The sequence below is a fragment of the Thermosynechococcus sp. FA-CM-4201 genome, assembly GCF_054689355.1.
Window position 1 is genome coordinate 1597827 of sequence record NZ_CP079920.1, and the last position, 23664, is coordinate 1621490.

At 54.1% G+C, this 23664-nt stretch carries 16 protein-coding genes; 8 read left to right on the forward strand and 8 right to left on the reverse strand.

Translation table 11 applies throughout. The features are described 5' to 3' along the window. Positions 1-19: 19 nt before the first annotated feature. On the reverse strand, positions 20-670 hold the full coding sequence (yqeK, locus tag KV190_RS07815) for a bis(5'-nucleosyl)-tetraphosphatase (symmetrical) YqeK (RefSeq protein WP_460192689.1): 651 nt from the start codon (positions 668-670) through the stop codon (positions 20-22). A gap of 353 nt (positions 671-1023) precedes the next feature. On the opposite strand from yqeK, the gene KV190_RS07820 reads away from it, so the two are divergent. Continuing rightward, on the forward strand, positions 1024-2598 hold the full coding sequence (locus KV190_RS07820) for a pentapeptide repeat-containing protein (protein ID WP_460192690.1): 1575 nt from the start codon (positions 1024-1026) through the stop codon (positions 2596-2598). Positions 2599-2629: 31 nt separating this feature from the next. Here the strand turns inward: KV190_RS07820 and nrdJ are convergent, their stop codons facing one another. Then, on the reverse strand, positions 2630-5773 hold the full coding sequence (gene nrdJ / locus KV190_RS07825) for a ribonucleoside-triphosphate reductase, adenosylcobalamin-dependent (RefSeq protein WP_460192691.1): 3144 nt from the start codon (positions 5771-5773) through the stop codon (positions 2630-2632). A gap of 156 nt (positions 5774-5929) precedes the next feature. Between nrdJ and KV190_RS07830 the strand changes: the two genes are divergently transcribed. Further along, positions 5930-7168, forward strand: coding sequence for an acetylornithine/succinylornithine family transaminase (locus KV190_RS07830; RefSeq protein WP_460192692.1), 1239 nt, complete (start codon positions 5930-5932; stop codon positions 7166-7168). Here KV190_RS07830 and KV190_RS07835 read toward each other — a convergent pair. Continuing rightward, on the reverse strand, positions 7165-10146 hold the full coding sequence (locus KV190_RS07835) for an FHA domain-containing protein (protein WP_460192693.1): 2982 nt from the start codon (positions 10144-10146) through the stop codon (positions 7165-7167). The genes KV190_RS07830 and KV190_RS07835 overlap by 4 nt on opposite strands. Before the next feature lie 232 nt (positions 10147-10378). Here KV190_RS07835 and KV190_RS07840 point away from each other — a divergent pair, with 232 nt between their 5' ends. From KV190_RS07840 to KV190_RS07855, 4 genes are all read left to right on the forward strand, one after another. After that, complete coding sequence (locus KV190_RS07840) at positions 10379-11125, forward strand: response regulator transcription factor (protein WP_460192694.1); 747 nt, start codon at positions 10379-10381, stop codon at positions 11123-11125. A 31-nt stretch (positions 11126-11156) separates the two neighbouring features. After that, positions 11157-12332 carry an 8-amino-7-oxononanoate synthase gene (gene bioF, locus KV190_RS07845; RefSeq protein WP_460192695.1) on the forward strand — a complete coding sequence of 392 codons (1176 nt, stop codon included), beginning with the start codon at positions 11157-11159 and terminating at the stop codon, positions 12330-12332. Between the two features lie 81 nt (positions 12333-12413). Beyond that, positions 12414-12623, forward strand: coding sequence for a glycogen debranching protein (locus tag KV190_RS07850; RefSeq protein ID WP_460192696.1), 210 nt, complete (start codon positions 12414-12416; stop codon positions 12621-12623). A 131-nt stretch (positions 12624-12754) separates the two neighbouring features. After that, the gene (locus KV190_RS07855; protein ID WP_250682287.1) at positions 12755-13069 is read left to right on the forward strand and encodes a DUF5132 domain-containing protein; all 315 of its coding nucleotides are present in this window, start codon (positions 12755-12757) and stop codon (positions 13067-13069) included. Positions 13070-13134: 65 nt separating this feature from the next. Here KV190_RS07855 and KV190_RS07860 read toward each other — a convergent pair whose 3' ends face one another. After that, on the reverse strand, positions 13135-14016 hold the full coding sequence (locus KV190_RS07860; protein WP_460192697.1) for a universal stress protein: 882 nt from the start codon (positions 14014-14016) through the stop codon (positions 13135-13137). Positions 14017-14429: 413 nt separating this feature from the next. Here KV190_RS07860 and KV190_RS07865 point away from each other — a divergent pair, with 413 nt between their 5' ends. Both KV190_RS07865 and KV190_RS07870 read left to right on the forward strand, forming a co-directional pair. Further along, complete coding sequence (locus tag KV190_RS07865) at positions 14430-14717, forward strand: Mo-dependent nitrogenase C-terminal domain-containing protein (protein WP_460192698.1); 288 nt, start codon at positions 14430-14432, stop codon at positions 14715-14717. Positions 14718-14735: 18 nt separating this feature from the next. Beyond that, on the forward strand, positions 14736-15449 hold the full coding sequence (locus KV190_RS07870) for a ComF family protein (RefSeq protein WP_460192699.1): 714 nt from the start codon (positions 14736-14738) through the stop codon (positions 15447-15449). Here the strand turns inward: KV190_RS07870 and cobS are convergent. The 4 genes from cobS to KV190_RS07890 form a co-directional block, all read right to left on the reverse strand. Next, the gene (gene cobS / locus KV190_RS07875) at positions 15380-16111 is read right to left on the reverse strand and encodes an adenosylcobinamide-GDP ribazoletransferase (protein WP_460192700.1); all 732 of its coding nucleotides are present in this window, start codon (positions 16109-16111) and stop codon (positions 15380-15382) included. The two genes, KV190_RS07870 and cobS, sit on opposite strands and share 70 nt — an antisense overlap. After that, on the reverse strand, positions 16108-17619 hold the full coding sequence (locus KV190_RS07880; RefSeq protein WP_460192701.1) for a M16 family metallopeptidase: 1512 nt from the start codon (positions 17617-17619) through the stop codon (positions 16108-16110). The genes cobS and KV190_RS07880 overlap by 4 nt, the downstream gene beginning before the upstream one ends. An 8-nt stretch (positions 17620-17627) precedes the next feature. Continuing rightward, positions 17628-20465, reverse strand: a complete 2838-nt coding sequence (gene polA, locus KV190_RS07885; RefSeq protein WP_460192702.1) for a DNA polymerase I — start codon at positions 20463-20465, stop codon at positions 17628-17630. 75 nt (positions 20466-20540) lie between these two features. After that, a complete protein-coding gene (locus tag KV190_RS07890; protein ID WP_460192703.1) occupies positions 20541-23621 on the reverse strand; it encodes an FHA domain-containing protein in 3081 nt (1026 codons plus the stop codon). Between the last annotated feature and the right edge of the window lie 43 nt (positions 23622-23664).

The window sequence follows — 23664 nt, forward strand, 5'->3', positions numbered from 1 at the left end:
TTCTAGGGTAGCAAGGCCTCTAAACCTTGGCGGCGCCTTTCTTTTCGCTCTTTTTCGGTTTTGCTGGTGCCACCTGCATTGCCCAATTGCGGGTCAGGATCATGCGTGGGTGAATTAAGCGGTGCTGATCAATCAGCCACAACAGCGTGCGATCGCACACCCGCCACACCGCCTCCTGTAAATTTTGGTGAGCCACCCTGCGCAATTCCTCTAGCTCCACCGTCTGGCCGCGCCCCGGCTCCAAGCTATCCGCGAGAAACACAACACAACTCAAGGCATCCATGCCCGGTTGACCCAAGGTGTGATTGGCGACGGCTGCTAAAACCTGCTCATCAGTTACGCCAAATTGCTGCCGCGCCACTAAGGCACTGACATCGGCATGGAGCAAGTGGGGGTCTGCTTCATCAACCTCTGTAATGGGTAGCTCCGCCTCCCGTGCCATACTTAACAACCGCTCTGGGGGAAAGTATTTCGCCAGATCATGGAGTAACCCAGCCCAAGCGGCGCGATCCACATCCAAGCCGTGGTGTAGGGCTAGCTCTGCCGCCATTGTTTCTACCCGCAGGATATGTTGTAGTCGGGGTGCTGGCACATTCTCTGTTAGCCATGCCAAAACCTGCTGGCGATCGCACAGGGAGTCTTTAGCATCAGTTGTCACAAGCGGGGTCATAGCCAAAGCCACAGCAGGGATGATGAAGTGCTACCCTTGTATCATACCGAAGGCTCTTTTCACAAGGTTGGGAAACCCTCAAAACAGTCAAAGCTACTTTCGAGCAGGATAAGCTTCCTCCTTATGCATCCGATATTTTAGGAAAGGGCTGTAAGCTTTTTGTCAAACTTCCGTAATTTCACGGATAGGGTGAGGCAAAGAAAAAAGAGTATCGTAAAAGTACGGAGTCGTCCTGTGGAAACTACTGAATCATGCTAGCAGTGGGGGCACATTCTTGTGAGCTTTGACGTGAAAAGGTCACTCTACCCCCCTTCCCTCCCTGTTGAACATGCTGTTCATCTCCTTGGCTGCTTATGAGTTACTGCCTAAATCCGAACTGTGTCAAGCCAGATAATCCTGACGGTTTAGATGTTTGCCAAGCCTGTGGCAGCAAACTTTTGCTGAATGATCAATACATGGCAATCAAAGTGCTAGGGCGGGGAGGGTTTGGTACTACCTTTTTGGCCGTAGATACAAAACTGCCCGGTAACCCCAGTTGTGTGATTAAACAATTGCGGCCAGCCGCCACCGCACCCCATATCTTGGCCATGGCGCGGGAACTCTTTTTGCGGGAAGCAACCACCCTCGGCAAAGTTGGCAACCACCCACAACTGCCCCGTCTCCTTGGCTACTTTGAAAATGAAAATGAGTTCTACCTGATCCAAGAATATGTGGGTGGCCTCACCCTACAACAGGAGGTCAAACGCTTTGGCCCCAAAAGCGAAGAAGAGGTGAAGCAGGTTTTGCAGGAAGTGCTGCCCATCCTTGATTACCTCCACAAAAATGGTGTGATCCACCGCGACATTAAGCCTGCGAACTTGATCCGTCGTGATATTGACAACAAGCTAGTGCTCATTGATTTTGGTGCAGTCAAAGACAAAGTCACCCAAGCGATGGTGGAAAATGCCCCAGAACTCTCTACATTCACTAGCTTTGCTGTGGGAACACCAATGTATGCGCCGCCAGAGCAAATGGCCATGCGTCCCATCTATGCCAGCGATATTTACGCTCTGGGTGTCACCTGTGTCTATCTCCTCACGGGTAAATCACCCAAGGAGATTGAACGGGATCCGCGCACGGGCGAATGGCATTGGAAGCGGTACGTCAAAAATATCTCCCCTGAGTTTGCCGCTCTCCTCGACAAAATGCTGGAGGATGCCGTTAAAAACCGCTACCAAAGCGCGATGGATGTGCTTAGGGATCTGCAACTCCTCGAGTCCAAACAAACAACTACTGTGGCTGCCCCTACTGTTTCAGCAGAGGATGATGATCTCAGTAGTGCCCTTTCAGCTCCCCCCAGTCAAGGCCGACCCCGTGTCCCAGGGACAACTAAACGCTCTAGTTATGCCTCATCGGTGAGCCAAAATGCCCAAGCGGCTCGAGTGCGACAATCACGGATGACAGGGACACAATTGGGAGGCCCACCAGTGGTTGGAACTGGTCCGGGTCAACACCTACGTGCCAAGGTCACACCACGGATGACAGCAGTACAGGTGCTCACAGCCTATAAACGGGGAGAACGGGATTTTGTGGATGTGGATCTTTCCAACATTGTCCTCCGCAATGCAGATCTGTCAGGTGCCAACTTTGCCAACGCCAATTTTACCAATGCAGATTTGAAGGGCTGTATTCTGGCGAATGCTGTTTTGCGGGAAGCAAATTTCCAAGGCGCTAACCTCAGTGATGCCAATCTGTGTGGTGCCTATCTGGTGCAAGCCAACTTTGAGCGGGCAAATTTAAGAGGGGCTAAATTGCAGGATGCCTCGATCTCAGGAGCCAACTTTACCGGCGCCGATATTTGTGGGGCAGACTTTAGTATAGTTTCCGGTATGGTTCAAGGCCAACTTGACAATACGAAAAAGAATTGGTTTACAAAACTGCCAAAATAATAATAGGGGGAAGGAATCCCCCCTGAAAAGCTTAAGACATCAGACACTTATCGGAGTCACAGCCCGCAGGTCCTGCTTCCATGAGGGGTTGGGTATAGCGGGAGAGGGCTTCATGGAAATCATTGACCCGCTTGCGCCGAGCAACCGCAGCGACTTCCTGCTCGTACCGTTCTTTGCTAATGGGTTCAAAGGGTAGACGTGGGAATGTTTCATGGGCATCAAACCGTGCCAAGAGCGCCGCAGAGATATACCCTTGATCCTGCTGAATCGCCGTGTAAATTGCCGTGGCAAGGGGTTCGACTTCAGGTTCCCGTAGCTCAATGGTGGCACTAGTGTTGTGGGTGGTGTAGTGCTGCTGCACCTGCATATAGAAGTCAAACTGCGCCAAGGCAGAAAATTGACTAATATCAATCGTGTCTGCCCCCGGCAGATCTGCCCAAGAGACGGCAACGGGAATTTCCACCAGCCACTCGGTACACCGTGGATCAAAGGGATCATCAAGAAGCTTCCCTGTCTCATCCTTATCGGATTGGGAGGGAATGATATTGTAGCCAAAGTCATAGCAGGCCATGGCCACGGGGTCGCCCTTGCGGAACGTAATCCGCCGAATAAAGCGTTGGGCTTTGGGGGGATGCCAGCCGGGAGAGGCACCCGTCAGCAGGGATTTGGTACCAGAGGGTTGGACGGTGGTACAGCGATTGGGGCGCTTGAGGCCGTGGCGATCGCAATACTCCCAGACGGTCTCATGGACAATTTGCCGCCAGCGTTGCAGGAAGGCTGCCTCTTGCACTTTGAATTCCCGCCCTTGGGTTGTATCGGGTCGTCCCGCTGCCCACCATTCCAGCCAAGGCACACCAAAGGCATGAACGCAGAAGTCAAATAGCCCCGTAAAACTGACGCCAACAATGGGATCAATGGCGCGGGAGTATTGATAGCGATCGACAACAAAGCGATGGTTCAACAGCGCTGCCACTGAGAGCGCACCGGCTTTGAAGGCTTTTTCCTGTGTGATCGTATCCGCTGGATCAATTTGATTTAGGTGAATTTCCGCAAGGTTGCAGTGGAAATCAGCACCAATAATTTCACCGCAATTGTGAGCAACAAAGCCATTGGCATCAAAGCAATTCGGGCCGGGCACGGTACAGTCATACACTGGCTCAATGCCATCGGGAATAATTGACTCAACAACAACGGTAAACCGTTCCAGAGGTAAGGAATCATTATGGGCGATCGCCCCCAAGTCCAAAACCCGAGCCAGCGTTGTGAGATTATCCCCTTGGATAACTAGGGATGATTCTGCAACCAGCGAAACGATTCCCAAACGTAATAGCATGCGTTGAATAAGTGAGGCTAGTTGGCGATCCCCCAGTGTGACATGCAGCCGTGGTATTGATGTTAACTGAGTCGTAGCGAAAATCTCTCGGAGGAACCCGCAGTAGAATGCATAGCTGCCTTCTTCGATCGTGATTAGGCTAAAGTTCTTTTCTAAGCTATGGGGGAGTACGGCTATCCAGTTGTTTTGACGGTGTGCAATCTCTGTGAAACAGGGTGCCGCTTGGGTTTGCAGGGCAGCGCTTCCCGTGACAACTTGATAAAGGGCTTGAGCGGCGTAACGGCCTTCTTCCCAAGTTCCCTTACCAGCCCAAGGGGTTAGATCGCGGTGATTGTGCAAAAGAAGGCGATCGCCCCCGTGCAATTGACCTGCTTCTACCCATTCCGTGTACTGTCTTTTCGGGGTTTGGGCAGTCACTTTCAGCAAACGATGGTTCGCGGTGAGCCGTAGGGTATAGCCTTCACGGGTGGTGAGTTTGAGAACTGGCTGGATACCACTCAGGAAAAAGCCAGCAGCGGTGGTACTAAACAACTCGCCATTAACATAGGTGCCGTGTTGTTGGCCGATCAAATCTTTGACTTGGCGCGGCCCTGCTTCCGTGAGTACCCACGTATCGCCTGTAACACAGGGATTGAGGCCATAACGACCCAAGCGGTGAGCCAGCTCCCGCTGATCGATGGTGGGCAACAGTTGCCGCAAAAACGCCTCTCCTTGTTGGTTTTCATAGGCACGGAGAAAGGCCTGCTTGAGATCCGCTGTAGTCAAAAGATCGGCATTGGCGCGGGCGATCGCCTCCCCGGCCCATTGAATGGCACCTTCCCCTGAATAGAACTGACTACGCACCGCATTGGTACATTCTTCAAGACTTGGCTTCGTGTGAAAAACACGGGTATGGTTGGCCATCCGCAGGGCATCCCGCTTGGGATCAATTCGCCAATTGCCTTGATCATCCTGCTGCCAAAGATTTTGCTTGGCTTGGGCAAAAGCCTCATCCTCACTTGCGCCCTGACGAATACCCGCTGAACGCCTCACATTGCCCGCAACAACGACAACGGCCGCCTCATCAATCAGCAGACAACACTCCACAGAGGTCAACTGGCGACCCACCGCCGCATTCAACAGTGCCGCGCAGCGATGGTAGAGGTCTGGCAGCTTTACTGGATTGGCAACCCCCCCAAACCCCTTGAGCCGCTCACCCGTGGGACGCACATCACTAATGTCAATCGTCACCTGAACTGAACCACCGAGTTGGGAGTTGCTGGCTAGTTCAAGCAGTGTTTGGTAGGACTTCACCCACCCTTGGCGGCTATCCCCCACTTTGATCTGGCAGGTCTGCCCCGTGAGTATTACAGTTGTTTGCTCTTGACGCGCTTCCTTGGGGGTTTGACCAATCTGGCCAATGACAGTCACTTCAAGGCGATTGCAAATCGGCGGCAACTGGGAGATGTATTTTTGCTCTAGGATCGCCCCTGTGCCACAGCCCTGCATGGCCAAATCCATCATCAGGCCAAAGGAATCCCAATCCACAACATTGGTGCTGGTGCAGTTGTAGGCACCGGAAAAGTTCTCGGGCTGGCGCACCCAATCAGTTCCTCCCACCCACAGCCAACGGCCAGAGGGCAGTGCTTTCAAGTCCTGCTGCATTTCCCGGAGAAGGGCAACTTCTGCTGCGGTGAGGTGACCCACTTCCTGTAGTCCTTGCAGGGTGCGATCGCACACCTGTTGCCAACTCTCCCGCTCGCCCGCTTCATTTTGGCGGCTGTAGGTGCGGTAAAACACGGGATAGGCTGTGGGAGCCGTAGCGGGGAAGCTGGTTTGAGGACGGGGAGGATTTTGCACCATAGGGGCAGGACTCAATGGCTGAATACTAGGTGTAGTGTACCGAAGCAATCCTTGGGGGTCAATAAGCACTAATTCTAGAGAGAACCGTAACTCCCCTGCCACAGCGAGAGGGAGATGCTAAGATAGCAGGAAGTTTTTGCTTTGAGTCCAGAGTCAATGGTTGCCGCTCCCCCAACGTCCTTCAGTACCGATGCCTTTGACCAAGTGGTGATGACCACCTATGGCCGCTTTCCGATTACGCTCGTGCGCGGTGAAGGCTGCCGCGTTTGGGATGATCAAGGCCGTAGCTATCTGGACTTTGTGGCGGGAATTGCCACCTGTACCCTCGGTCATGCCCATCCGGCTTTGGTGGAGACGGTCAGCCGCCAAATGCAAACGCTCCATCACGTCTCGAATCTGTATTACATTCCCCAACAGGGGGCACTGGCGCAGTGGTTGGTGGCTCACTCCTGCGGCGATCGCGTCTTTTTCTGCAATTCTGGGGCTGAAGCCAACGAAGCCGCCATTAAACTGGCTCGTAAATACGCCCATACCGTTCGCCACATTGCCAACCCGATCATCATTACGGCACAGGCTAGCTTCCACGGACGCACCCTCGCTACGATTACCGCGACGGGTCAACCGAAATACCAAAAACACTTTGACCCCTTGGTGCCCGGCTTTGCCTATGTGCCCTACAACGACTTGGCTGCCCTAGAAGCCCTTGTGGCCGCCTTGGATCAACCGGAGCCGCAAGTGGCAGCGATTCTCTTGGAACCTTTGCAGGGGGAAGGGGGAGTCCGCCCCGGCGATCGCGCCTACTTTGAGCAGGTACGCCAACTCTGTACCGAAAAAGGCATTCTCCTCATTTTTGATGAAGTGCAAGTGGGCATTGGTCGCACGGGATCCCTGTGGGGCTATGAAACCCTCGGTGTCGAACCCGATATTTTCACCTCCGCCAAAGGCCTTGCTGGCGGCGTTCCCATTGGTGCCATGATTGCTAAGGCGTTTTGTGCCGTCTTTCAGCCGGGGGATCATGCCAGTACCTTTGGCGGTAACCCCTTGGCCACGGCAGCCGCCCTCACCGTTTGTGAAACCCTTGAAAAGGAGAATCTCCTCGAAAATGTGCGCGATCGCGGGCAGCAACTGCGGACAGGACTACGTGAACTGGCAGCAGCCTATCCCCAACTCATTGCTGAGGTGCGCGGCTGGGGACTGATCAACGGTCTAGAACTGCAACCTGACACCCCCCTCACCGCTGCTGAGGTCGTTAAAGCTGCCCTTGCTGAGGGGCTATTGCTGGTGCCGGCGGGGCCGAAGGTGGTGCGCTTTGTCCCTCCTCTCATTGTCAGTGCTGCCGAGATTGATATGGCCTTAGGGGCAGTGAGCCGAGCCTTTGCCCACTTAGCAGCCTAAAGCACATCCTTGCGTTTTTGAAAGACCCCCACTAGTCCCAGCATGAGGGCAATAATGCCCCCTAAGCGCAGGTTATTGGCGGTGACATTGGCGTTGAACGTGTGCCCCTGAAGACTCCAAAAGCGATCAATGAGGGCTTCACCACTGGCGATCGCCCGCCCCCGCTGCTCTTTCCAGAGGGCAAATTGGTCTTGCCAGCGCTCCATGGCCGTCTGATAGTCTTTGACCCGCTGATTGTATTCCTCGACGCGATCGCGATAAGCCTGATCAAACTCTAAGACTGAATTGGGCAGTGGCGGTGGATCACCGGGTTCGGGGGGTTGTGGGGGTTCAGGTTCATCCACAGCGGGGTGGTACTCCTTGCGCACGCCGGGAAAGCGGCAACGTTGAAAGAGGTTATCATCAAAACACGGACACTGCTCTAGGGCTTCCGGACTGAGTTTCTCCCGTTCCGATTTGGATTGCTGCCAGCAGGCATCCCGCGCCACATCCAGACCAAAGCCGAAGAGGGACACCACATTGGCATAACTCCAGCGGGTCAACGTCACATCACTGATTAGATTGCCCACGCCCCCTAGATCCTTCAGGGGAATAATCGCTCCAGCAAAGGTAATCTGCGGCACCAAAAAGAGAATCGTTAACAAGGGAGCCACGGTTTGCGTCGGCGAGAGGGCAGAGACTAGTAGCCCCATCACCATGCCACCAAAGGTGGCCAGAAAAAGCGTTACATACAAGCCAGCGATCGCCCCAAGACCGAGGCTCAGATCGATCGCCAAAAACTTCACCGCCAAAAAAACGGCTGCTTGGTACAGTGCCAGCACCACCGCTGGGCCCAGCTTGGAGAAAATATAGGGCCACAGCCCCAACCCCACCATCCGCTCACGGCGATAGATCTCCAGTTCCTTAACAATTTCGCGCATCGTCGCTAGGCTGCCCACCATCACCGCAATCAGCACAGTGACAAAGGCCATCGTAAATGCCTGCCCCGCATCCCCCTGATGCGCATCAAGAATCGTTGGCTTCCAGAGGACAAAATCCAAAGCTCCCAAAATCGGCGCGAGGGAGAGCATGAGAATGAGTGCCGCCCGATCCTGTCGCAAAATGGCCAAGTTGCGCTGGGTGAGAATCCACCACTGCCGCCACGGTGCCACTTGGGGAATGGTTGCTTTTTGGCGTTGGGGTTGGACTTGTCGGGTTGCCCCCGTATCCACATTGAGGGGACGCTGTCGCTCCACCACATAGGTTTGATACAGATGAGACTGGCGATAGCGTTGCTGCCATACGGCTGGATTGGGTTCGCTCTCAATCTTGAGGTAAATTTCATCAAAATCTTGGACATCAAAATAGCTGAGGGCTTGATCCGGTGGCCCAAAATAGGCAAGGTGGCCACCCCGTGCCAAAAACACCACCAAATCGCAGAGCATCACATTCTTAGTGGCATGGGTAATCAGTAAAATTGTTCGCCCTTGATCCGCCAACTGGCGCAACAGCCGCATCATCTGGGTTTCTGTGCCCGGATCTAAGCCAGAAGTGGCCTCATCCAAGAAAAATAAACTGGGGCGGGTAAGCAATTCCACACCAATCGACACCCGTTTGCGCTGACCGCCACTCAGTTGTTTCACCAGTACATTGCGGCGAGATGTTAACTCCAATTCCGCAAGGACGCGGTTCACCTGTTCCTCTCGCTCTTGATCGCTAAAATCAGCAGGTAAGCGCAGTCGTGCCGCATAGTCCAAGGCCTGGGCCACAGTTAGCTCGCTGTGGATAATGTCATCCTGAGGCACATAGCCAATCTGGGTGCGATAGGTGCCAAAGTAGCGGTACAGATCATAGCCGTTGACGAGTACCGTACCCCCCGTAGCAGGACGAAAGCCATTGAGGGCATCGAGGAGTGTTGATTTACCGGCGCCACTGCCGCCAACAATCGCGACAAACTCGCGGGGCAAAATTGAAAGGGAAATATCTTGCAGGAGCTTCGCTCCCTTGGCCGTGGTTTTGCTGAGGTGGATGGCATCGAGGCGCAGATTACCACTGTCGTTGTGGGGAACAATGGTTTCATCGGGGGTGAAAAGCGAACTATAGGGGCCAATCCGCACCAAAGCCCCCGTGGGTAAGGGCACGGGTTTGCGGGGTTCAAGGCGCTGGTTATTGATGAAGGTGCCGTTGGCAGAGTCGAGATCGACAATGTACCACTGTCCTTCCTGAAGGTAGAGGCGGGCATGAAACCGCGAGACGACCGGATGATCCAGCACCATATCGTTACTGGGGTCACGGCCAATCCGAATCTGCTGGCGATCGCGCAGTTGGAGGGGGCGTGTTTGCTCCACAACCTCCGTGGCGGGCATCAACAAATATGTGAGGTGCAGAGATTCCCCGATATGGATCACATCCCCTGGTGCCAAGGTGTGTTCGCTCATCGTTGTGCCTCGCCAGTGAAGGCCATTCTTGCTGCCCAAGTCAATGATTTTGTAGTGATCTCCCGATCGCACCAGCTTGGCATGGTGAAAGGACACAAAGGGATGGTCAATGGTGATGTCCACCTTCGGATCCCGACCGAGAATCAGTTCCTCCTTGAGTAGCGGAAACTCCTGCAACCACTGGGGCGTCGCCACCTGCAAGATCGGCGTACTGGCAGCCCCCATCACTACCGTGCCCGGCAGTTCCGTTGTTGCCATGCCATCTGGATCAAAAATGGCTTCAAAGTCACCGATTTGTAGGCGATCGCCCGCCTTTAGAGCCACCGGGGTGCGTGGCCGCAGTTTCGTACCATTCAAAAAAGTGCCGCTGGCGCTCCCCAGATCCGCCACTTGGTAACCCGTCTCCGTGGGAAGAATCAAGGCATGGTGGCGGGAAATCCCCTCACCGACCAGAATCACTTGGCTTTGGGGGTCGGTACCAATGATCAGGCGATCGCGCCCCAGTTGAATTTGCTGTCGTGAACCATCAGCCGCTAAAAGGTTGAGAATGGGCACTGCCATACCGCTTGTTGAGAAACCCCACTTCATTTTGCCACTACAGCCGGAGTAAGAATTTTCTATTACAGGAACAAGAAAAAACCCTAAAGTATTAGTCGTTACGAAATCATTGGTATTAAATTTGCTAAATTAGCATCCAATTCATCCAGACATTGCCACTCTGTTGCACCTTCTTCCAGACATATAGAAGAAATCTCTTTTCCCTTTACTCCGCCGTTGTTGTGGGGATGTATTCATGTTGATGCACGTTGAAATTATTGAAAGTAACCCCCACCTGCGTTCCCTCCTTGGCTGGCACCTACAGCAAGTGGGGCACATTGTTCATCTTGCCAGTGGTTGTCAACAGGGGCAGGAAGTATTTCAATTGCGACATCCCGATTTAGTTGTTCTCGATCTGGACTTGAATGAGGGTAATGGTTTGGAATTATGCCGCTGGCTTCACTACCAAAACACTGTTTTGATTTTAGTTCTTTCCGCCCATGAGGATGAAGCGGATGTGGTGACGGCGCTGCGGGCGGGCGCTGATGATTACTTGGCCAAACCCTTTGGGATGCAGGAATTTCTTGCCCGAGTCGAGGCCTTGGCACGGCGAGCACGCCCCTGTTTACCCAGTGTGCTGAACTTGGGTGAGTTACAAGTAGATTTAGTGCAGCGGCGAGTGGTGGTACGCAATGTGCCAGTGGATTTGACACCGCAGGAATTTAGCCTACTCTATGTTCTCACGCAAATGGGGGGCACGCCTTTGAGTCGTCAGGAGTTGCTGCGGCGAGCTTGGCCAGAGAGCATTGACAACCCCCGCACTGTGGATACGCATATCTTATCTTTGCGTAAGAAAATCGAAGTGGATCCGCAGCAGCCGCGCCTGATTCAAACCGTGCGCAATGTCGGTTATCGGCTGCACCTTGAGCCATTGAATGGGCGCTACCAGCAGAATGGCAATAAACCTCATTCCCCGCGATCGCCCCGCCACGTATTGGTTTAGACTTTGTTCAGTCTCCCTGCCATATTCCCAAATGAGCGATCCCTTTGCGTGGCTAGAACCTGCCCTAGAGGCCCTGCAGCGTGCCCATTGGTATCGTCAACCCCTTCTCAGTAGCGCACCCGCAGCAGTGGTGAGTGTTGGCGAGCCGCCCCGCCCATTGATTAACTTTTGCAGCAATGACTACTTGGGTCTGGCCAACCATCCGCAGGTGAAAGCAGCCGCCATTAAGGCGATTGACCAGTGGGGCACCGGGGCGACCGGGTCTCGCCTTCTCAGTGGTCAACGTTGTCTTCATGAACAACTAGAGCGGGCGATCGCTCAGTGGAAAGGTACAGAGGCTGCCTTAGTCTTTAGTTCCGGTACTGCCGCCAATCTCGGTACCATTGCTGCCCTTGTGGATCAACGGGATTTGGTGCTTGGGGATGCCTACAACCATGCTTGTCTAAAAAAAGGTGCCCGCCTCAGTCAGGCGACGTTCTATGAATACCCCCACAACACTGTCGCTGTCCTTGCCCAACTTCTAGAAACCCATCGCTGCCAATACCGCCGTTGTCTGATCCTCACGGATGGTGTCTTCAGTATGGATGGGGATGTCGCCCCCCTAGAGGAGATATTGGCACTCGCCGAGGCCTACACAGCCATGGTGCTGGTGGACGATGCCCACGGTACAGGGGTGTTGGGAACCAATGGTGCCGGTACCTTAGCCGCCTTGGGGCAATCGAGTCCGACCGTTATTCAAATGGGTACCCTCAGCAAAGCCCTTGGCAGTTTAGGGGGATACATTGCTGGCTCCCAAGCTCTGATCACCTATCTGCAACACCGTGCCAGCACATGGATCTATAGCACTGGACTCTCACCAGCGGACACTGCTGCTGCCCTTGCTGCCCTTGAGCAACTACAAACAGAGCCTTCCCTGCGCCAAGCCCTCAAGGAGCGCATTCAACAACTCAAAGAAGGACTGCAAGAATTGGGTTGCCCCGTTTTGCCCCGTCCGCTACCGACCCCCATCTTTTGCCTGCCTGCTCCCGATCCAGCCACTGTTCTCCAATGGGGTCAGAAATTACAAGGGGCTGGATGTTGGGTGGCGGCGGTACGGCCACCGACGGTGCCCTTTAGTCGTCTGCGCATCACCCTAAGAGCCGATCACACCCCTGAGCACATTGCGCAATTATTGGCAGCGTTGGGAGCCTTATTAAAGGGCTGTTAAAAATCGCTGACGATCGCCGTGTATTTCGCCTAGGCTGTAGATAGTTCCGTGCAATCGGCAAACTGTGCCAAGGAGTGAGTGATGAGGACGATTTGGGTGAGCGAGCAAATTGATCCCTCTGGCCTGCTTTATGCCTGTATTGCCTGTTGTGATGAAGCACAGGCGAAGGAGTGTGTGCAGTCTTTTGAGAAAAACTTGACAACAGAACAAAAAGCCGCTGGCTGGCAAGTGCGTCTGCGTACCGTGGCCTCTTGGGATGAGGTTCCCAGTACTGCCCTTAAGCTCTGCTAATCTTTTGGCTCAGCCCTGCATAAGAATCTTCGTGGAGCGATTAAGCCAGCGGGGACGTTGCCCTTCCTGCACCTTTGCTATCATGGGTGCGATGTGCTCATCATTTCTTTTCCTTTGGAGGATGCCGCAGAATGGAGTTTGAAGCCCTGTTACTTGGTTTAGAACCACTTACCGTGCTTGCCCTTGGGGTGGGTGCTGTTGCTGTTGCCCCCGTTGTGGGTGCCGTTGACTCAATGACCGGTCACAACTTGGCAGAGCAAGCTCGCAATGCGGCAAAATCAGGCTTGATGTGGGCCTTTGAAGCCTATGAAAAGGCACAGACGGCTGTCGCCGAAGCCAGTGAGTCTTTCCAAGACTTGGTTGCCGAAGCCCGCTCAGAAATGATGGAGCAAAAAGCAGCGAAGGCCGCCGCGCCTGAGGAACCCCGCGAAGTGACGATTAGCTAAGTTTTGCTTTTAGTGCCTAACTGAAATGCCTTTGGGGTAGTTCTGCTGCCCCATCTTTTGGTTCATTAGCGACCAGCGGGCGGAAAGTAGATCACAGGAAAGACGCAACGGCGAATGATTTCTCCGGCAAAGCTGGGGATCGATAGTTCCCAAATTTTACCGACGGAGCCAGAGGAAACGGCAATCCCATAGATGTCGCGATCGTGGGCAGCGAGTTGGGCTTCAACCACAGGGCTACCAAAGCGAATCTCGGTTTCAACATTGAGGCCATAGCCCGTGAATTCTTGCTTCAGCTCGGCAAGAATTTTTTCAGCCTTTGGACGTTGTTCGCCAACTCCCAGTTCCCCTTTGCCGGCATCGCTGATAATCCAGCAAAATGTGAGTGACGCAATGCTCGTTTGATCGGGCTTTTTCACGCCTTCCCGCAGTTTTTGGACAAGGTGTTGGGCAGAGGGGCTGTGGTCGTAGGGCACCAGTAGGTGGCGAAAGAGATTTTGACAGCGAAGATTCAGTTCTGCGGTTGTCATCACCCACAACACTTGCGGGCGCATAATCATCACTGGCACTTTAATCCGTTGCAGCACTTCAATGGTTGTACTGCCAAAGAGCTTTTCATCCAAGAGATTACGAATGGGGCGGCTGGCCAGCACCAAGTCAATTTGATGCTTTTCAACGGTGTCTAGAATGGCATCGGCAGGGCGACGGTTTTCGATGATCACCTCTGCTTTGAGATCGGCTGGAACTGTTGTGGCATCGATTTTGAGTAATTCGCGCGCCTGTTGCAGCTTTTCTTCCCGCAGGCGAGGCTTATCACCATCCTCGTCAATGGGGCGGGCATGGAAAAAGATTAATTTGCGAGCACCCGCGGTTTTCAGTGCCTCAAGGTAGTGGGTAAGTTTGGGGAGACCATCATGGAGATCCGTTGGAATCAATATGTTCTTAAACATGCCAGTGCTCCCCAATACCAGACTCTAATTGCAGATTAGCTTAGGAAGGGGGACGTGCGCTACTGTGAGGGCAACTTTTCGGAAAACCCCATCGTCAACTTCAACAGGAATCACTAGAATAAGGATGGATACAGGATCAGCATTAAATTCAATAATGTATCCACTACTACTAAATCTCTCTGAAGCAAGGAGATTGTCTATCGTGATGCGATTTTCATTGAGATTTCTCTGGGATGTTGCGCCTCGCTAAGGGCGATCCAAAGTGAATCAGAACGATCCTTTTGCCATAAGATGCAGCGATAAATTTGCCCTTCTTAGGAATTGTTTTAACTGATTGCAATTGCCTTCTTAAAAAGGTGAGGAAGGAGATTTTTCGCTGCCAACTTCAATGATTGAGTTGAGGTGTTGAGTTGATGACGATTTTTACGTTGGGGCAACGGTTGCTCCGCACGCTCCTGTGGCCGGTACGGCAGTGGTTAGAGCATCTGGAAGTGCATGATCGCCAGCTTGCCCATCGTCTGTGCCGCTTGATCCCCGCCCAGTGTCCCTTTGAACGCGATATTGTGGTGGCAAAATGGCACATTCACATTCCGCCCCTGTGCCATCTGAATCCCCTCTATGAGGAGTTGATGGTGTTGCGCTACCGTGCCCTCTGCTACTTGGCCGATGAGTGCCATGAGGATATTAGTGCCTACTGTTAGCACCTAGGGAGTGCGCTGGTGTGGCGATCGCTCACCTCCTTTTTGGGGCAGCAGCCCTGTTCCTGTTGTGGTCGAGCCAGTCCCCAAACGATCTGTCGGGATTGTGAACGCCGCCTCAAGTCATGGCAAGTGCGCCAACGTCAACGCTACTGGCGGGGCAGTCTCCCCCTTTTTCCTTGGGGGTATTATCAGCAAGACCTCAAGCGGGCGATCGCCACCATGAAATACAACAATCACCCCGAACTGGGTACCCTCTTTGGCCAATGGTTGGCTCTGAGTTGGTTTGAAGCGAAGATCGCCCAACACCTCCCCTTGCAGATTGTGCCCATTCCCCTCCATCGCGATAAATTGCAAAGCCGGGGCTTTAATCAAGCAGCGCTCATTGCTGAGGGGTTTTGCCGTGCCCTTGAGCTACCCCTTGCCCCAGGGGGATTAATCCGCCAAAGAGCAACCCAGTCCATGTTTCAGCTTTCACTCACCGAACGCCAAGCCAATCTTGACAATGCCTTTCGCCTTGGGCAGGGTCTGCAACGCCAGCGCTGGCTCCTCCTGTGTGATGACATCTATACGACAGGGACAACAGCACGCAGTGCCGCCACCCTATTACGGGATGCGGGATATCAGGTTTTGGGCATCATCACCGTGGCTGTGGGATTGCCCGATCAACTCACCGATCCCACCGTAAAGGCAACCAACATCAAGGCTTCCGTCCACTCGACAACCGCACCGTAGGTATCCCCCGTGTGACCCCCCAACTGCCACTGAAACCATGCAGGGATCAAGAGAATCAAGAGCAGGCCAAAAAGGAATTGTCCGAGGGGAAGCGGTAGCAGGAAGCTGAGGAAGAGCACAAGTAAACCACTCGGCCAAAAATCGCGGGGAAAGACACCACTGGCTTTATGGATCTGGCCCGTGCCGTGGGGTTTCAAATAGGGATAGCGGGCGATCGCCCACACCTGCGCAAGGCGCCCCAGCACCAAGACCCACACCAAGACGCTGCTCTTCTCTAGGCTACTTAAGCTCGTGACTTTTAAGAGCAGGATGACAATTGCGGCCATGACGCCAAAAGCCCCCGCTCGACTATCCGCCATCACCTCAAGACGCCGTTGTGGATCCCTGGCGGCTAAACCATCGGCCGTGTCCATGGCACCATCCAAGTGCAATCCCCCCGTTAATCCCAGCCAAAGCGCCACAACCAAGACACTCGCCACGAGGGGGGGAACACCCAAAAATGCCAGTAGCCACTGCGCCCCCCAGAGAAGTCCTGCTAGCAATAGCCCCACCCAAGGACACCACTTGGCAGCCCCCGCCAATTGCATGGGCCAGTTAGGGGGAATGGGCAAACAGGTATAGAAGGCGATCGCCCCCAGCCATTCCATCCAGATGCACTTCATGGGCGAGTTTGAATCTGCGCCACGGTTCGCTGCTCCGGTTGCAGGGATTGAGCCAGCCGCTGAATGTCAGCAGGGGTAATGTCATTAATTGCCTCTAAACGGGCAAAAAGTTGCTGCCAGCCACCGCCTTTTACGGCATACTCGGCCAAGAGTTTGGCCATGCCCTCATTGGACATCAGGTTTTGCAGCAGCTCCATCCGCAGTTGGGTTTTCACCCGCTCCAATTCGGCTGGGGTCACGGGGACAGTTTGCAGTGCCTTCAGTTCTTGGGCAATGCCTGCGGCAAGGGCAGCGGTTGTTTGACCCGGCGCCGGCGCCCCATAAATGAGAAAGCGATTGGGGTACTTGTTGCCGGGGAAGCCCACGTAGGCTTGGACATTAAGGGCAAGTTTTTGCTCAAGGACAAGGGAACGGTAGAGACGGGACGTGCGACCGCCACTGAGAAGACGTGCCAAAATTTCATAGCTGAGATAGGCTGGCTGCCGCAGTGCTGGACAGGGATAGGCTTCGATGTAGAGGGGTTGGCTGGCCAATTCGAGGGTAATCTGGCGAGGGGCTGTTTGCGGTGGTTCAGGGGGAATGGCTGTGGTCTGGCTCGTGCCCTTGGGATAGCGACCAAAATAAACCTTGGCTAATTTCTTAACCTCTTGGGGATCGACATCTCCCACCAGCACCATCGTCATTTTGTCGGGGGTGTAATACTGGCGAAAAAACCGTTCCACATCGGCGCGGCGCAGGTTTTGAATATCCTCACGGTAGCCAATGACGGGTCGGCGGTAGGGATGCTGACGAAAGCTGGTGGCCAAAAAGGCCTCAAAGAGTTGGCCAGTGGGGGAATTTTCAGTGCGCAGCCGCCGCTCCTCAAGGATCACTTCCTTTTCTTGATAGAAGTCGCGAAAGACGGGTTCCAAAAAGCGCTCCGACTCTAGGGACATCCACAGTTCCAATTTGTTGGCGGGAAAACTGTAGAAATAACGGGTGGCATCGGCGGATGTGGTGGCATTGAGACCCACGCCCCCGGCCTGTTGGACAATTTGGCCATATTGATTGCGAATCACATAGCGATCGGCGGCTTGCTGCACAGCGGCAAATTCTGTGATCAATGCCTGACGTTGCCGCTCATCAGTGGTGGCTTGCAGTTGCGCAAAGAGGCGATCCAGTTGGGCGAGTTTCTCTTTTTCAGCGGCATAATCCGTCGTCCCAATGCGGCGGGTGCCCTTAAAGGCCAAGTGTTCCAGATAGTGGGCCACACCCGTTTGGCCTTCGGGTTCATCCACGCCCCCCACATCCACGTAGGTGAGAAATGACACTATCGGGGCTTGGTGTTGCTCCATGATAATGAAGTGCATCCCATTGTCAAGGTAAAATTCACTAATTTGATCCATGGCACGGTCAATGTAGGGGCGAATCGTTTGGGCATCCGCCGGCAAGGAGAGGGCGATCGCCCCCAAAACAAGGCAGAGGAGAATTTGCCAGAAATAAACTTGCCAGTGGCGTTGCTGCCGCATCAACAAACCTAGTTGGCCTCCAGCCAGTTGGCCGCCGCGTAAATGTCCACCGCAAGGGGCACACTCAGGGGCACTGCTGTACTCATCACTTCGGGAATCGTGGTTTGCAGTTGTTCCCACGCCTCAGGGGTCATCTCCAACACCAATTCATCGTGAACTTGCAGCAGCAGGTGAGCATTTTCTGGCGGTAACAGGGGTGCCAGCTTCACCATTGCACACTTGATAATATCGGCACTAGACCCTTGAATCGGGGCATTGGCTGCCGCCCGCAAGAGTCCCCGCTCGTAATTGCTCATCTTTAGTTTACTGGGATCCACATCGGCTAGGGCTGCCAAGGGCTTGCCCCGCAGGGCTTGCAATTCGCGAGTCTCAAATGCAAAATAGCGCCGCCGCCCCAAAATTGTTTCCACATAGCCTTGGCTAAGGGCAAGCCGTTCCATTTGCCGCAGATAGTCAAAGACCCGTGGGTAGCGATCGTAAAACCGCTGAATAAACACCTTAGCATCGGCCACACTCACCCCGGCCTCGCGGGCAAATCGCTGCGCTCCCATCCCGTAAATGACGCCAAAGTTAATAATTTTGCCCAAGCGTCGCTCACTGGAACTAATGTCGGTTTTTTCTAAGAGAAACTGAGCCGTGAGACGATGGACATCCTCCCCTTTTTGGTAGGCTTCTAGCAGGGCAGGCTCTTGACTCAGGTGAGCGAGGATGCGCAACTCAATTTGGGAATAATCGGCTGCCACCATCAACCAGCCCGCTTCGGGAATAAAGGCGCGACGAATTTGCCGACTAAACGCCGTGCGAATGGGGATATTTTGTAGATTGGGATTGGAGGAGGAAAGGCGCCCGGTTGCCGTTACGGCTTGGTTAAAGTCCGTGTGAATCCGTCCTGTGTCTGGACGTACCAGGGTGGGCAACACATCCACATAGGTGGATTTGAGCTTGGCGAGGGTGCGATGGCTCAAAATGAGTTCAATAACGGGATGATCTCCCCGCAACTTTTCGAGGGTTGCAGCATCGGTGGAGTAGCCTAGTTTCGTTTTATGGGTCTTTTTCGTATCCAGCCCTAATGTGCCAAAGAGGAGTTCACTCAGTTGCTTGGGGGAGGCCAAGTTAAAGGGTTGTCCCACGGCATCCCATGCTTGTTGTTGCAGTGCTGCCAGTTGCTGTTCGAGTTCTTGGGAGAGTTGCCGCAAATAGTCACTGTCAATGCGAATGCCCGTAGCTTCCATTTCCGCCAGAATGGGTTCGAGGGGCAATTCTACCTCTAGGAGTAGTTGCCGCAGGCGGGGGGTCAAGTCGGCCTCTAGTTTGTCCTTGAGAAGATAGGTGGTATGGACATCGAGGCCGCAGTATTGTGCCACCGTGGCCGGAGACAGATCCGCAAGGGTTTGGTCTTTGCCGACAAGACTGCGGTAGGTTTGGGCTTGGAGAGGCAGATAGCGTTGACACAGATCCTTGAGGTTGTGACTGGCTTCCGGGTTAATCACATAGCTCGCCAGCATCGTGTCAAACACCACGCCCCGTAATTGAATCCCCTGAAACCGCAATACCAAGCGGTCAAATTTGGCATTTTGCAAGACTTTGGGGTAGCGATCGCCCTCAAGAATCGGTCGCAAAGCGGCGAGGGTCTCTTGTAGGGGTAGGTTCTGCCCCTCCTTGTGCCCCAAGGGCAGATAGGCCACCTGATCAGGCGCTGCACCCCAACAGCAGCCCAAGCCCACCAAGGCAGCATCGCGGGGGTTCAAGGCCGTGGTTTCCGTGTCCCAAGCCACGGGATGGTTCGCATCGGTACAGGTTTCTAGCTGGGTAATCAGCCATTGCAGTTGCTCTGGCGTTTCAATGAGTTGCACATTCAAGGGAGCGGGGGTATCCGTCGGCGCAAAAAACCACGTTTCCTCTGAATCGCTCTCCAAATCGGGCAGTGTCCCCCCCAAACGTTGGTGCCAGTCTTGAAGTTGCATCCGCAGGGCACGAAACTCCAATTGATCCAATAGGTGATCCAGCATTGGCCAGTCAAAGGGACTGAGATGCAGTTCCTCGAGGGGGAGTTCCAAGGGGACATCGAGGACAATTTGAGCCAGTGTGCGGGAATGGCGGGCATCGGCCTCCCCATTGATCAGCTTCGTTCTCAGGCTGGGGGGCGTAATCTCATTGATGTGGGCGTAAATCTCTTCAAGGGTAGGATACTGACTCAGTAATTGCACGGCAGTTTTCGGACCAATGCCCTTGATACCGGGAATGCGATCGCTGGCATCCCCACAGAGGGCTTTATAGTCCACAATTTGCTCGGGCCAAACCCCCATTTTTTCCTTGACCTTGCGGGCATCAAAGGCCTCCAGACCCTGCTTGCGTTGGCCAAGGGTATTCCCCAGATACAAGACCTGTACTTGACCCTCGCGATCAATCAATTGAAAGAGGTCGCGATCGCCACTGACAATGGACACCTGCCATCCTTGGGGTCGCAGGCGATGGGCCACGGTACCAATCACATCATCCGCTTCATAGCCCGGCTGACTCAACAGGGGCAGACGCAGTGCCCGCAACAACGCCTGCAAATTGGCAATATCGGTAATAAAGTCCTCGGGAGTCTCTGCCCGCCCCGCCTTGTAGTTTTCATCGGCTGTGTGGCGAAATGTCGGCTCCCCCAAGTCAAAGGCGATCGCCACATGATCCGCCTGCTGCTGATCCAAAATCTCCAGTAGCGTCTTGAGAAAGCCAAAACACACACTGGTGGGAATCCCCGTAGAGGTGCGCAAGCCCCCGTCTCGCCCCTTACTAAAGGCATAGTAGGCACGAAAGGCCAAGGAATGACCATCAATAAGCAAGAGATTGGGGGCGGACATGGGAGTGTGAAGAGGACAGCTTTTCCATTATTCAAAAAATTACTCCAAAACCCCACCCCTAAAAATGCCAGCGTGTCAACGGCTAAAGTCACGGCGTTTTTGGCAGAAGGGCAAAGCCACTAGCATTGCCAAGATGAGAATGCTTTGATCGCGCCAATGGCGTTGCACATTCACCGTAAACATATACCCTTGGTCTCGCTGGAAGCGACTGATGGTGCCCTGCGCTTCGTTGATGGCGCGACTGCGTTGGCGATTCCACTCAGCGTATTTCACTTCCCACTCATCCATGGCCTCCTGATAGGCTTGCAGCCGTTGCAGATAGTCTTGGAGTGCCGCTGGATCATTGGGGGGATCGCCAGGAGACTCTGGCCGAGGCGGTGCGGGTTCATCCACTTCCGGGACATACTTGGCGCGGATACCGGGGAAGTTGCAGGTCTTAAAGAGACCGGGACCATAGCAAAGACAAAAATCTCGCTGCATCTCCTCGGTCATTTTTTCCCGCTCTTCCTCTGGCTCCAGCCAACAGGGGTCATTGGCAATGTCATCCCCCATACCCGTGAGCTTCACCATCGCCTCAAAGGGCCACTTAATCACCGTCAGATGGTTGATAATCTGCCCCGGCAACCCGAAGGAAGAAACCGGCTGAATACCGCCACTAAAGATAATTTGCGGCACTAAAAACATCAGCACCAGCAGCGGCACAATGTTCTGGCTAGGGGCAAAGGCAGACACCAACAGTCCCATCGCCATACCGCCAAAAATGGCAAGGGCAAGGGTGATGTACATGGCAAAGGTGACCCCCCAATCTCCCGGTAGATCCACCGCTAGTTTTGTCACCGCAAGGTAGGTGGCCGCTTGGTAAAGAGCCAGCCCAAGGGCGATCGCCACTTTGGAGCCAATGTAGGGCAACAGCCGCAGGCCAATCATCCGCTCCCGCCGATAAACCTCCACCTCCTTAACCAATTCCCGCATCGTTGTCATGGCACCAATCATCACCGCAATCAGACTGGTGACAAAAATCATCGTCAGGGCTTGACCCGCATTCCCCGTTTCTGGATTAAAGAGATCCCGCTGCCAAGAGACAAAACTCAAACTCCCCAAGAGGGGGGCAATTAAGAGGGTCAGCAGCAGGTTACTGCGATCTTGGCCAAGAATTGTGAGATTGCGGCGGGTGAGAATGAGAAATTGTTGCCAAGGGGAGATCTTGGACTTGGGTTCGCTGCTGCGACGGGATTTGCCCTTGGTGCGGCGTTGAGTTTCATCGGGCATGTGAGCCAGCACCTGCTGTCGCCCGACCACATATTCCTGATAGAGGCGCGATCGCCGGTAGGCTTCCTCGAGTTCTGCCGAGGTGGGGGCATTGGGGTTTTTCTCTTTGTCTAAGGCACGGTAGATGCCAGAGAAATCCTCGAGCTTGATGCCACTAAAGCGATCGCCAAAGGTAGCACGGAAATAGGGTAGCAGTTGATCAGGGGGGCCAAAGTAGGCCAGCCGGCCGCCCTCCGCCAGATAGATCACCAGATCACACTCCCGGATATTTTGGGTGGCGTGGGTAATGATCAGAATCGTTCGCCCCTGATCCGCCAACTGCCGCAACAAAAACATCAGGTCGGCTTCCGTGCCCGGATCTAAGCCAGACGTGGCCTCATCAAGGAAGAAAAGACTCGGCTGCGTGAGCAATTCGGCACCAATACACACCCGCCGCTGCTGGCCGCCACTGAGACGGGAAATGGGCACATCGCGACGATGGTTCAGTCCCAATTCCGTTAATACCTCGGTCACCCGCTGTTGGCGTTCCGCTGGCGTTGTATCGGGGGGCATGCGTAGTTTTGCCGCGTATTCCAAAGCTTGGGCGATCGTCAGCTCCTCGTGGATGATATTCTTCTGCGGCACATAGCCCAATTGCGCTTGAAAGGCCTGATAGTTGCGGTAGAAATTGGTGCCATTCACCAGTACGGTGCCCGTTGTTGCGGGCCGCAGGCCATTGAGGGCATCGAGGAGCGTTGACTTGCCGCTACCACTCGGCCCCAAGATGGCCACAAACTCCTTGGGCATGATCGATAGGGAAATATCGTGGAGAATTTGCGTTCCCTTGCCCACCACCTTACTGAGGTTGATGGCATCTAGGCGCATGTGACCCGATTCGGCATATTGGGTCAGGGTTTCATCGACATTGAGGACAAGGCGATCGCTACCAATGCGAATACTATCCCCCACCCGCAGCAGCGTCGGTTCCTCCACCTCACGGCCATTGACAAACGTGCCATTACTCGACCCCAGATCCGTGAGCAGGAAATCGCCATTGCGGCGCTCAATTTTGGCATGGTGACGGGACACCGTTGGATGCTCAATCACCAGATCATTATTTGGATCGCGGCCAATTGTGAACGTGTTGTATCCCACCAGCGAAATCGTTTTCACGGGGACGGTGGATGCCGCATCGGCCTCAGGAATCGCCAGTATGGTTGCTGTGCTCAACTCCGTCGCGGGGCTAAAGACAACGGCATGGCGCTCTGTATCAATGCGATCGGGCAACTGCTGCCCCACATAGGTGAGGGTGACAAATTCCGTCAGGGCATAACTCTCCCCGATTCCCAAATGCACATTCATTGCCGGTTGCGGGTCACTGAGATCCACCACCTGCAAATGCTGATCCGCAAACCGTAATTTCAAGTGGCAGGGCAAAAGTTCAGGGATATCCACCACCACATCGCAGGCGGGATGGGTTCCCAAAAGTGTCGTTTGCTCCTGTAGCCCCCAGCGTTGTCGCCATGTTTTGGTGCGCACTTCAATCACAGGGACTTCAGTCTCTTTGCTGACCTCGGTGGCACGGGGTTGATAGTCGTGGTAGTGCCAGATGAGGCGAAAGCGCACGGCAGAGTTGCCCAGCGTAATCAAGTCGCCATCTTCGAGGGGAATAGGGGTATTGGGCACCACCGGTTGGCCATTGAGATGGGTGCCCGCTTTACTGCCGAGGTCCACGAGGTGAACTTTCCCTTCTTGCCACTCAAAAAAGGCGTGGTAGCGGGAGACGGAAAGATCATTCAGGACAATGTCATTATCGGGGGCACGGCCAATTTTGAGTCCGCTGGCGGGTAACTGGATGCCCTGCTCACTGACGGATTTGACCAGTTCTAACCACGCTGCTTGAGTCATGAGGTTGGCGCAAAAGGGGCTTGATGCCAGTCAGTTTACTGGA

Coding starts and splice junctions, on each gene's coding strand:
- yqeK (WP_460192689.1), bottom strand. CDS start 670: ATGACCCCGCTTGTGACAACTGATGCTAAAGACTCCCTGTGCGATCGC.
- KV190_RS07820 (WP_460192690.1), top strand. CDS start 1,024: ATGAGTTACTGCCTAAATCCGAACTGTGTCAAGCCAGATAATCCTGAC.
- nrdJ (WP_460192691.1), bottom strand. CDS start 5,773: ATGGTGCAAAATCCTCCCCGTCCTCAAACCAGCTTCCCCGCTACGGCT.
- KV190_RS07830 (WP_460192692.1), top strand. CDS start 5,930: ATGGTTGCCGCTCCCCCAACGTCCTTCAGTACCGATGCCTTTGACCAA.
- KV190_RS07835 (WP_460192693.1), bottom strand. CDS start 10,146: ATGGCAGTGCCCATTCTCAACCTTTTAGCGGCTGATGGTTCACGACAG.
- KV190_RS07840 (WP_460192694.1), top strand. CDS start 10,379: ATGTTGATGCACGTTGAAATTATTGAAAGTAACCCCCACCTGCGTTCC.
- bioF (WP_460192695.1), top strand. CDS start 11,157: ATGAGCGATCCCTTTGCGTGGCTAGAACCTGCCCTAGAGGCCCTGCAG.
- KV190_RS07850 (WP_460192696.1), top strand. CDS start 12,414: ATGAGGACGATTTGGGTGAGCGAGCAAATTGATCCCTCTGGCCTGCTT.
- KV190_RS07855 (WP_250682287.1), top strand. CDS start 12,755: ATGGAGTTTGAAGCCCTGTTACTTGGTTTAGAACCACTTACCGTGCTT.
- KV190_RS07860 (WP_460192697.1), bottom strand. CDS start 14,016: ATGTTTAAGAACATATTGATTCCAACGGATCTCCATGATGGTCTCCCC.
- KV190_RS07865 (WP_460192698.1), top strand. CDS start 14,430: ATGACGATTTTTACGTTGGGGCAACGGTTGCTCCGCACGCTCCTGTGG.
- cobS (WP_460192700.1), bottom strand. CDS start 16,111: ATGAAGTGCATCTGGATGGAATGGCTGGGGGCGATCGCCTTCTATACC.
- KV190_RS07880 (WP_460192701.1), bottom strand. CDS start 17,619: ATGCGGCAGCAACGCCACTGGCAAGTTTATTTCTGGCAAATTCTCCTC.
- polA (WP_460192702.1), bottom strand. CDS start 20,465: ATGTCCGCCCCCAATCTCTTGCTTATTGATGGTCATTCCTTGGCCTTT.
- KV190_RS07890 (WP_460192703.1), bottom strand. CDS start 23,621: ATGACTCAAGCAGCGTGGTTAGAACTGGTCAAATCCGTCAGTGAGCAG.